This window comes from Pelotomaculum sp. PtaB.Bin117 (assembly GCF_002067195.1).
Classification (GTDB): domain Bacteria; phylum Bacillota; class Desulfotomaculia; order Desulfotomaculales; family Pelotomaculaceae; genus Pelotomaculum_D; species Pelotomaculum_D terephthalicicum.
This window is the reverse complement of sequence record NZ_MVQM01000150.1, coordinates 25,936-35,938: the sequence shown is the minus strand read 5'-3', so window position 1 is coordinate 35,938 and position 10,003 is coordinate 25,936. Positions and strand designations below refer to the sequence as shown.

At 45.1% G+C, this 10,003-nt stretch carries 10 protein-coding genes and 1 riboswitch; all 10 genes read left to right on the top strand.

Translation table 11 applies throughout. From position 1 onward, the window contains the following. Positions 1-208 precede the first annotated feature (208 nt). The 10 genes from A4E54_RS10975 to A4E54_RS10930 all read left to right on the top strand — a co-directional run bounded on the left by A4E54_RS10975 (position 209) and on the right by A4E54_RS10930 (position 9,357). Positions 209-1,309 carry an ABC transporter substrate-binding protein gene (locus tag A4E54_RS10975; protein WP_240084465.1) on the top strand — a complete coding sequence of 367 codons (1,101 nt, stop codon included), beginning with the start codon at positions 209-211 and terminating at the stop codon, positions 1,307-1,309. A 51-nt stretch (positions 1,310-1,360) separates the two neighbouring features. Next, complete coding sequence (locus tag A4E54_RS10970) at positions 1,361-3,211, top strand: SLC13 family permease (protein WP_240084466.1); 1,851 nt, start codon at positions 1,361-1,363, stop codon at positions 3,209-3,211. Positions 3,212-3,669: 458 nt separating this feature from the next. Next, positions 3,670-4,107 carry an iron-sulfur cluster assembly scaffold protein gene (locus A4E54_RS10965; RefSeq protein WP_240084467.1) on the top strand — a complete coding sequence of 146 codons (438 nt, stop codon included), beginning with the start codon at positions 3,670-3,672 and terminating at the stop codon, positions 4,105-4,107. A gap of 203 nt (positions 4,108-4,310) precedes the next feature. Next, entirely contained in the window at positions 4,311-4,673 is a 363-nt protein-coding gene (locus tag A4E54_RS10960) for a NifB/NifX family molybdenum-iron cluster-binding protein (RefSeq protein ID WP_240084468.1), read from the top strand. 103 nt (positions 4,674-4,776) lie between these two features. After that, positions 4,777-5,856 carry an ATP-binding protein gene (locus A4E54_RS10955; protein WP_240084469.1) on the top strand — a complete coding sequence of 360 codons (1,080 nt, stop codon included), beginning with the start codon at positions 4,777-4,779 and terminating at the stop codon, positions 5,854-5,856. After that, the gene (locus A4E54_RS10950) at positions 5,853-6,743 is read left to right on the top strand and encodes an ATP-binding protein (protein WP_240084470.1); all 891 of its coding nucleotides are present in this window, start codon (positions 5,853-5,855) and stop codon (positions 6,741-6,743) included. Before A4E54_RS10955 ends, A4E54_RS10950 begins: the two co-directional genes overlap by 4 nt. 8 nt (positions 6,744-6,751) lie before the next feature. After that, positions 6,752-6,943 carry a NifB/NifX family molybdenum-iron cluster-binding protein gene (locus A4E54_RS10945; protein WP_286726135.1) on the top strand — a complete coding sequence of 64 codons (192 nt, stop codon included), beginning with the start codon at positions 6,752-6,754 and terminating at the stop codon, positions 6,941-6,943. Between the two features lie 259 nt (positions 6,944-7,202). Beyond that, positions 7,203-7,469, top strand: coding sequence for a hypothetical protein (locus tag A4E54_RS10940; RefSeq protein ID WP_240084472.1), 267 nt, complete (start codon positions 7,203-7,205; stop codon positions 7,467-7,469). 62 nt (positions 7,470-7,531) lie between these two features. Further along, a complete protein-coding gene (scfB, locus tag A4E54_RS10935; protein WP_240084473.1) occupies positions 7,532-8,941 on the top strand; it encodes a thioether cross-link-forming SCIFF peptide maturase in 1,410 nt (469 codons plus the stop codon). A gap of 2 nt (positions 8,942-8,943) precedes the next feature. Next, complete coding sequence (locus tag A4E54_RS10930) at positions 8,944-9,357, top strand: DUF134 domain-containing protein (protein WP_240084474.1); 414 nt, start codon at positions 8,944-8,946, stop codon at positions 9,355-9,357. 443 nt (positions 9,358-9,800) lie between these two features. Beyond that, positions 9,801-9,929: riboswitch (FMN riboswitch) on the top strand. Positions 9,930-10,003 lie beyond the last annotated feature (74 nt).

Sequence of the window (10,003 nt, the reverse complement as noted above, 5' to 3'; positions counted from 1 at the left end):
CAGAGGATCTCGGCAGGCAGGGTTGGGAGGGTATTACCTAAAAGTTTTTACCACCGCGCCAGCGGTTTAGTCCAATAAAGGTTATACTCACCAAGTTATCGATACAGTTAATTAACTAATAAAATATAATAGTTTAGCGAAGGCTAACGAATTCGCCGGCGATCGTTGAAGTATTGCTGAGACAGTTTAAAGTGCAACGGGAGGTTGCATGAAAGCCGGCATAGCTGGCGGCAATAGCTGTTTCGATACCGTATTGGAGGTGGCTGGGAGCTTTATGAAAAAGATTAACATCAACCAACTGCTGATTATTATCTTTTTTATCTGCCTGTGCGTGTTCGTGGTTTCAGCCAGCTTTAATAAACCGAGGGTGCTTGTGCTGCAAAGTTATTTTACCGATTACTCCTGGACTAATGACGTGGATGAAGGCATCAGCAAAATTCTTGATAAAAAGCCGTATACAGTCCGGCGGCACTATATGGACACCAAAAATCACCCCGAGGAAGATTTTAAAGTTAAAGCCGGCAACACGGCGCGGAAAGTAATTGACGAGTGGAAGCCGGATATTATCCTGGCAGTTGACGATGACGCGCAGCAGTACGCGGCCAAGTATTATATCAATGACCCGCGCATGAAAATTATCTTCGCCGGCATAAACGGGGAGATTGCGCCGTACGGGTATGATCAAGCGAACAACGTGACCGGTATAGTCGAGAGAAAGCAATTGCAATCGGTAAAAGATTTTTATATGCAAATACACGAGTCACAGGGGAAGACAGGCAAGATCCGCCTGATCACTATCGGAGACAGGTCCGGTTCGGTGCTGGAGGATGAACACTTTATTGAAACATTTGATTGGGATCCGGTGGTGCTCGTGGATTCATTCAATGTCGGCACTTTTGACGAGTGGCAAAAAGCAATCATTGAAGCCGAAGGGCGGGCCGATTTTTTGATGTTGACCAATTACCGCAAGATTGCCCGTTCAGAGGATGATAAGAAATTAGTGCCGCCCGAAGAAATTATAGACTGGACGATGGAGAACAGTAGAGTTCCCGGTGTCGGCACCAACGGATTTAATGTGGAGGACGGTTATATGATGGCGCTGGGAGTGTCGCCGTACGAACAGGGTGAAGTTGCCGCCGGCATGGCTGTCGACATTATCGATAAAGGCATTTCGCCAAAAGATATCACTGTTCAGGAGACACGGCAATTCATTGTGCTGATTCGCCGTTCCGGCCTGCAAAAATACAACATAGTAGTGCCCAAAATATATGAAGCCTTTGCCCGGGCCACTAATAATTATTTTGAGTAGATTTCCTTTGCCGGCCGGGACTGGCCGGAAACAGTGAGCGGAGGTTAATCCATGAGTCTCGGTGTTAAAGAAATTACCGCGCAAATGAAAAACGCCCCGGTTTTTTCGACGTGCAACCCCCAGAATCTTGCCCGTATAATCCCCGGTATTGTTGAAAAAAGTTTGAGAGAAGGGGAAGTTCTCTACCGGACGCAGACGCCGGCTGCCAATATATACCTTGTTATTGAAGGCAATTTGAAACTAATTGCGGACAAGCGCGTGGTTAAAGAGGTGTCAAGCGGCCTGTTTGGCGAGGAAGCGGCGATTGGAGAAGAACTATATTTAACGGATGCGATCGCAGCCTGTTCCGCCGTGGTTCTGGAGATCCCCGGGGAATCGCTGCATAGCCTCTTAGAGAATGAACCACAACTTTTAAAAGGTTTTTTTTCCTCTTTATTTAATCACTTTACAGATAAAAAACTGGAATATTATTCTAGGGCTAAGCAAGTACAGGAGCAGAGCGCCGGCATTGGGTTTACCATTGGGTGGATACTGGCTATTATCGTGCCCGCGGTGATTTTTTACACGAGTTCCGGCGTGGGATTCGAATGGAATGCCAGGCTGTTTTTAATGGTGCTGTCCACTGTGATGATCATGTGGACTTTTAACTTGACTCCTTCTTTCCTAATTCCGTGTATACTGGCCATCCTGGTAGTGATTTTTTTAGGCATCGCTCCGCCTTCAGTTGTGCTTGCCGGCTTTACATCAGGTACTTTTTTCATGGCTCTGAGTGTGTTCGGATTAACCGCGGTCTTGATTGCTTCCGGAATTGCTTACCGGTTGATTCTCACTGTGTTGAAATATGTCCCCCCCTCCCGGTTTTCCTATGTGCTGGTGATGTTCCTGACCGGTTTCACCATGATCCCGTTTCTTCCTGACTACAGCGGGCGGGTGACGATGATCAGCGCCCCGTTGACAGACATGGTCGATACTTTAAGATACCGTCTTTCCGGCAAGGCGGCTAATCAGCTAACTGCCGCGCTATATACCGGGACGACGCATTTTTCCAGCGTTTTTTTGACGGGCAGCGCCGTTAACTTTTTGATTTACGGTTTACTTCCGCTGCAGTTGAGAGAGCAATTTACCTGGATTAGCTGGGCTTTTGCCGCGCTAGTTTTTACTCTCGTGTCTATTATTCTGTACCTGCTGGTTTTGTTTGTCATGTTTCGCAGTGAGGAGGTACCCGAGGTATCCAGAGACCAAATTGAGGCGCAGCTTGAAGTTCTCGGCCCGTTTAACCCGAAAGAGTGGGCCGCTCTTGGCGGTGTCCTGCTCTTTATCGTCGGTGTCGCCACTTCTTCCATTCATAAAATAGACACTCCCTGGGTCGGGTTGGCCGTATTATATATTTTTCTTTCTCTGGGGATTCTTTCAAACGAAGAGTTTAAAAAGAGCATTAACTGGCCTTTTCTGATTTATCTCGGCGGCATGCTGGGAATTATAGACGCCATGTCTTACCTGGAGCTTGACCAGTGGCTGATCAATCATTTCGCGTGGATAGAACATTATATGACTGATAATTTTTATCTTTTTATATTTTTACTGGCCTGCTCGATTACATTGATTGGCATAGTCGCCGACGAATACACGATAATTATCTTGTTTACGGCGATACTTTTTCCCATAGCGCAGACCAATGCCATAAGCCAGTGGGTCATCGGATTTATTATTCTGATTTTCGCCGGCTGGTGGCTTATTCCACAGCAGGATCCCGATTTCCTTGTTTTCTCAGAAGTGGTAAACAGCAAAAAGCAAACTTTTAGCAAACGTGCGTTTCTAACATTTAACGCTGTCACGGTGCTCATCAGACTGGCGGCTTTGTATGTTTCCATACCTTTTTGGAAATGGCTGGGACTCCTGTAGCTGCCGGTAAAGAATTATTTGTGGTTCTGTTCATCCCATCTTAGCGGTCTGGATGGGAGAAAGTTAAATTACCCTTTTGAAATCCGTTTTTCAAGAGGTCGTTTTAATGACGTTGATTATGCCCTGAGGTTTGTCGCCCGGGGCTTTTGATTTTTAATAATGCTGGTGGGAGCGGTGGTTAAATTATTATATGTTTTTTATATAATATACTAACAATTATTATAAGTAATTATTGGTTTATCATTTAAATTATTTTTTTAAGTTTATAAGACTAAGAAATATGGTTTTAAGAAATACGATGGAATCAAAAGATAATCACACTAATATCGGGTTGTCTTATATAAATTATTTATATATAAAAATTTAAAATCTTTAGATGTTATTATTGATTATTTATGCAGATGGGATCTATAATATTTATGAGCTAATGACCATAACGCAAGGAGGAGTACAAAATTATGGAAATAGACATCTATGATAATAAGATATTAATGAAGCATTTTATGAATCCAAGCAATGTTGGAAAAATCGATGATGCTGATGGAATCGGAACGGCAGGTAATCCTTCATGCAGCGATTACGTAAAGATATATATTAAGATCGACGGCCATCAATTAACAGACATAAAATATCAAGTGCATGGCTGCCCGGCGGCTATTGCTACTTCCAGCGTCTTTAGCGAACTGGTTAAAGGAAAGCCGATTATGGAGGCTCTGGATATAAATGACCAGGATGTTGTTGAAGCTTTAAGCGGTTTACCCGAACAAAAATTACATTGTTCTTGCATGGCTGTGGAGGCTTTTGATAAAGCTGTTATAGACTGGGTCATGCGGATCCTGCCAGATTCGAAGGAAGAGATAGAATCCATGGTTGAATACATTCAAAGAAGAGAGTAATTTGGAGGGAAATTTCTTAAAAGAATTTATAAAAAATATTTGAAGTTACTTGTATAAATATTTTTATATTAACTTAAAATTAATGACATATTATCCTTGACATATTTAATTGAGGTTGAATATAATAGTTATGAAACATAGTCCATAATATAATTTGGTCGCAGATAATGACTAAAAGTTTAATCGGGAGAAGGTGTGCATCTATGAAAATAGCAATTTCTGCCCGGGAACAGACCCTTAAAAGCTTGGTGGATCTTAGGTTTGGCCGTTGCAACTGCTTTATCGTGGTAGACACGGCTACGGGTGATTACCGTGCGGTGAGCAATAATCAAAATTTGAACGCCGCTCAGGGCGCCGGTATTCAGTCAGCGGAAATAGTCAGCCGCCAGGGAGTGGAAGCCGTGATTACGGGGCACTGTGGGCCAAAAGCTTTCCGTACATTAAGCGCTGCGGGGATTAAGGTGTTTACCGGCGCTGAAGGCACGGTGGCAGATACCGTGGAGAAATTTAAAAAGGGTATGCTTACTGAAGCTGAAGAGGCGGATGTGGAAGGTCACTGGATTTAAGTTTAATCAAAATTATTTAAACGGAGGTATGTAAAGATGCCGAGGAGAGATGGAACAGGGCCACAGGGCCGGGGTCAGGGAACAGGCAGGCGTTTAGGTCCGTGTGGCACCGGCCAAGGACAAGGCGGCGGCCAAAGACAAGGACAAGGCAGCGGATACTGTGGCCGGGGTGGTGGCCGGGGAGTCAGGCAAGGTCAAGGACGTGGCGGCCAGGGTAGGGGTTACTGTTAGCTTTACAAAATACCAGAATGGGGGAGGAAATGTATTATGCCGGGATTTGATGGGACCGGTCCATTGGGTATACCCTTCGGGGGGAAATAAAATGACAATAAATTTGACTGTTGCCGTGGCAAGCGGCAAGGGAGGGACGGGTAAGACTACTGTTTCTGTAAATCTTGCCTGTGCCGCGGTAGCAGCAGGATATAAGGCGGCTTATCTGGATAGTGACGTAGAAGAGCCGAACGGGCACCTCTTTCTGAAGCCACGTATCAGCCGACGCTACCCGGTCAGCGTGCCGGTTCCGGTGATTGATGCCGAGAAGTGTATTGCCTGCAGCTCCTGCGGGGAAATTTGCCAATACAGCGCTATCCTGTGCATTAACAAAAACGTCCTCACTTTCGAAAAAATGTGCCACGGGTGTGGAGGTTGTCAGTTGGCCTGTCCCGTTGCGGCAATTGCCGAAAAAGGCAGGAAAATTGGGATTGTGGAAGAAGGAGTGGCCGGGGAAATATCTTTTGTCCACGGCAAGCTCAATATTGGCGAGGCCATGAGTACGCCGCTGATCAAGGCGGTTCGCTCGGCAGGCCCGGATAATTCATTAAGAATTGTTGACGCGCCCCCGGGCACCTCCTGTCCGGTAATCACAGCGATTAAAGGAGTGGATTTCGTAATACTAGTTACCGAACCGACCCCCTTCGGACTGAACGACCTGGGCCTTGCCTTAGACATGATTAAAGAACTGGGTATTCCGCACGCGGTAGTGGTGAACAGGTCCAACCCGTATAACAGCCTGGCCAGGGATTTCTGCAGGGAAAGAGAAGTCAAGCTGCTGGCGGAAATACCGGACGACCGCAGGATAGCCGAGGCTTATTCCAGAGGCGAATTGGCGTTTTCCGCCGCCCCCGCTTACCGGGGAGTTTTCGAAGATCTCCTGATTTCTATTGAAAAAGAGGCGAGACGGTGAAAGAAATAGTAGTTGTCAGCGGCAAAGGAGGTACCGGCAAGACAAGCGTGGCGGCTTCCCTGGTTGTCCTGGCCAAAAGGTCGGTGGTGGCGGACTGTGACGTGGACGCGGCGGACCTGCATCTGGTGCTTGAACCCCGGATTAAAAAAACAGAGGATTTCACCGGTGGAAAGAGCGCCAGCATTGTTCCAGGCAGATGCAGTAATTGTGGAAAATGCTATGAGATCTGCCGGTTCAATGCCGTAATCAAAGATGAGAGCAAACAGCCGGCCTATTTTATTGACCATATAGCCTGTGAAGGGTGCGGTGTTTGCAGTTGCTTTTGCCCGGAGAAAGCCATCGATTTTAAGCCGTCCGTCAACGGCCGATGGTTTATTTCGGATACCCGCTACGGCCCGATGGTCCACGCCAGGCTCGGCATCGCGCAAGAAAATTCCGGCAAGCTGGTTTCCCTGGTGCGCAACCAGGCAAGAATGCTCGCCGAAAAAGACAATCTGTCATACATCATTGTTGACGGACCGCCGGGTATCGGTTGCCCGGTTATTTCTTCAATCACCGGCGCCGACGCCGTTTTGATCGTCGCGGAACCCACAGTATCCGGTGCGCACGACCTGGAACGGGTGGCCGAACTGGCCGGACATTTTAAAATTCCCGCTTTCCTCTGCGTCAACAAATATGATCTCAACCCTGAGGTGGCTGAAAATATCGAGGAGAAAGCAAGGGCGGGTGGAATTGCCGTTATCGGAAGGATTCGCTATGACCGGACTGTCACCGAAGCACAGATCAAAGGACTCCCGGTGGTGGCGTTTCCGGATACTGCCGTGGCAGAAGATATGAGAACTGTTTGGGAAAATTTGGAAAAGAAATTGAACTTAAACAAACAGTGATTTGGGCATTGCGAAAGATTTGTTTTTTTGACGTCAACCCTGAAACCAAAGAAATTAACAAGAAAGAATCATTTACTCCCCCGCCGCATGAGCCTGGTTTGTACCCCAGATTACTGGGCGAAAAAGGAGCCGACATTATCATAGCCGGCGGGATGGGCCCGCGGGCACAGGGATTGTTCAACGAGAATGGTGTAAAGTAGTAGTCGGGGCCAATTCTGCTTCAGGCAGTCCGGAAGATATCTTGATCACAGAGCTTTGAGAAATTGGGATCCACAGGCAAGCCGCCAATAAACGGTATCTGAAATTTCCGGACGATTTCTTTCCGCAAAATTGAGGAGTATGACAGTAACCTTTTTACCAATTTCGTCTTTGAAGATTTAACTCAATAGAAGCAAAACAAACATTATTATGATAAAATGTTAATAATCTGCGAAACAAACCGCGCGGAAGGAGCCGACAATGGAAGAGTACCTCGATGACCTGCGGGAAAGCTTTTTTACCTGGTGTGATAATGCCGTGCAAGTCCATATTGAAGGCGAAGGAACCATGCTCAAACGGTGGCGGCCGCGCAGGAATCCGGACGGCAGTTATGATCTGATCCTTAAACTGATTGCTTGCGATGAAACCACCTCCATGCTTACAGTGCCTATACCGGAGGAGTATCACGATCTTCTTGAGCGTGAGTATTTCATCAATCACCCGCCGGACGAAGAGGAAGAAAGTTAGAGTGTTTTGCATTATGGTGTTGAAATTGTTCTTGAAGATGATTGAATTGGGAGATGCTGTTGATGGTTCATGTTTATTCCATGGGTGGAATTAATATCGCTTTAGATGGCAACAGTGGAAGCGTCCACGTTCTAGACGATGTGGCATATGAATTATTGGCGCAATTCAAGAAACCGTTTGCATATGAACAAGCAGTAAAAAAGTTTCAGGAGAGATACCCTGCAAAAAGCATCAGGGAAGCATGGGAGGAAATCAGCTTGCTTGTAGAAAAAGGGCTTCTATTCTCCCCTGAAATAGATCAGACCGCTGTTCAAAACAATATGACCGTTAATAAAGGCTTCAAAGCCTTGTGCCTTCATGTAGCCCATGACTGCAACCTCATGTGCGAATATTGTTTCGCATCCAAGGGAAGCTACAAGGCGGCAAAAAAATTAATGCCACTGGAGATTGCCATTAAAGCGGTGGATTTCCTGGTTAACAACTCCGGAAAGAGAAGAAATGTTGAGATAGATTTTTTCGGCGGCGAGCCGATGCTCAATTTTACCGTTGTTAAAAAGACTGTGGAATATGGAAGAAAAGTCGCAAAACTCGCAGATAAGCAGATAAACTTTACTGTTACCACTAATGGTACGCTTCTTGACAATGATGAAATAAAATATATCAATGAAAACATGGATAATGTAGTTATTAGCCTTGATGGACGGAAAGAAGTTCATGATGCGATAAGGTATGACGCTGCAGGCCGGAGTACATATGATAGAATAATCGGCAATGCTTTGCATCTAGTTCGTGCGAGGGAAAACAAAAGCTATTTCATCCGTGGGACATTTACCTCCAGAAACACGGATTTTTCCAAGGATGTGCTGCATCTCGCCGATCTGGGATTTGATGAGATATCGATGGAACCTGTTGTGGGTAGAGGCGAGGATTTTCATATTCGTCGCGAGCACATTCCGGAAATTCTCAATGAATATGAACAGCTTGCCTATGCGTATATAAGAAAAATAAAAGAAGGAGGAAAACCCTTTAGGTTTTATCACTTCAACGTAAATATTTATAAAGGTCCCTGTCTATATAAAAGAATCGCAGCTTGCGGTGCAGGCACGGAATATCTCGCCGTTACGCCAGAGGGAGACCTTTATCCCTGCCACCAGTTTGTTGGCAAGCACGAATTTATAATGGGAAATCTTGACACAGGCCTAAAAAACAATGCCTTATGTGAAAGATTTAGAAAAACTAACATATTAACTAAAGAAGAATGCCGTGATTGCTGGGCAAAACTTTACTGTTCAGGCGGTTGCCATGCAAATTCTTACTATGCAAGCGGAGATATTATGAAACCGGAGGAATTGTTTTGTGCAATGCAGAAGAAACGTTTAGAATGTGCTATTATGATTGAAGCATATGTTGACCTGGCGCATCAGTATTTGCGGGAAGGTACGGAAAAAAATAGATTAACCTCCGGGGTGTAATAATGCCACGACCACCAAAATGCAGGAGAGTTGAAAAGTTTCCACAGTTCACTTATTTTAAACCAGCCGGAATACCGGTAACTAAACTTTTCGAAATACATCTAACGGTTGAAGAATTAGAAGCAATACGCTTAAGAGATTTAGAAGGATTAGAATATGAAGAATGCGCACAAAAGATGACTGTATCCAGACCGACGTTTTACAGAATAATCACTGCCGCTAGGAGAAAAATTGCCGAAGCTCTGGTTAATGGTTCCGCCCTGCGGGTAACCGGCGGAAATTACAGCCTTGCCAAATACGAGCTGGCCTGTAAGATTTGTGGCCACCATTGGGAAGATATTATCTGTTGCCGCCGCACCAGATGCCCGGTATGCAATGCAAATAATTGGGACAAAGTTAATATTAAAAAAAAATAAAGGGGGTTGGTTGAATTCCGGGACCTTTACCCTTTAGCTTATAAGCCTTTTTGCTCTGGTGCAGCACCGTGCTGGTTAATTTACCTTCAGCAAAAGTGTCTATCTCTAATTTTACAATAACCTCCTTTTTTGCATGAGATATGGTATTATCGCTAAAGAGACGGCTCTATTATATGGAACGGGAGAAATTTATTATATAAGTGGATGTTGATACTAATTATCTACACCAAGTGCTTAGAGAAGATTTGGGTGATTTGGAACGTTTTTTGGCAGAGCTAAAGAAAGGTTTATAGATGTGACCTTATTTATCCTTTCATAGGTGACATATGATCACGATAATTAACAAGGTGGCATTATCACATGACATGATAATCACATTCCATTTATATAGAGGTTGACATCTAATAAATCCGGCCATATAATAATCATTGAAGTTAATAAGGCAATGCCTTCAGGGACGGGTGCAATTCCCTATCGGCGGTATGGCGTGAGCCGAGCCCGCAAACCCTTCAGGGGTTGATCCGGTGAGAAGCCGGGGCCGACAGTAAAAGTCTGGATGGAAGAAGGTGCGATACCTTTTTGAAAGTGTTTTTCGAAAAGGTGTTTGATTATGTTTGATTTAATGCCCTGAGGTTTGTTGCCCGGG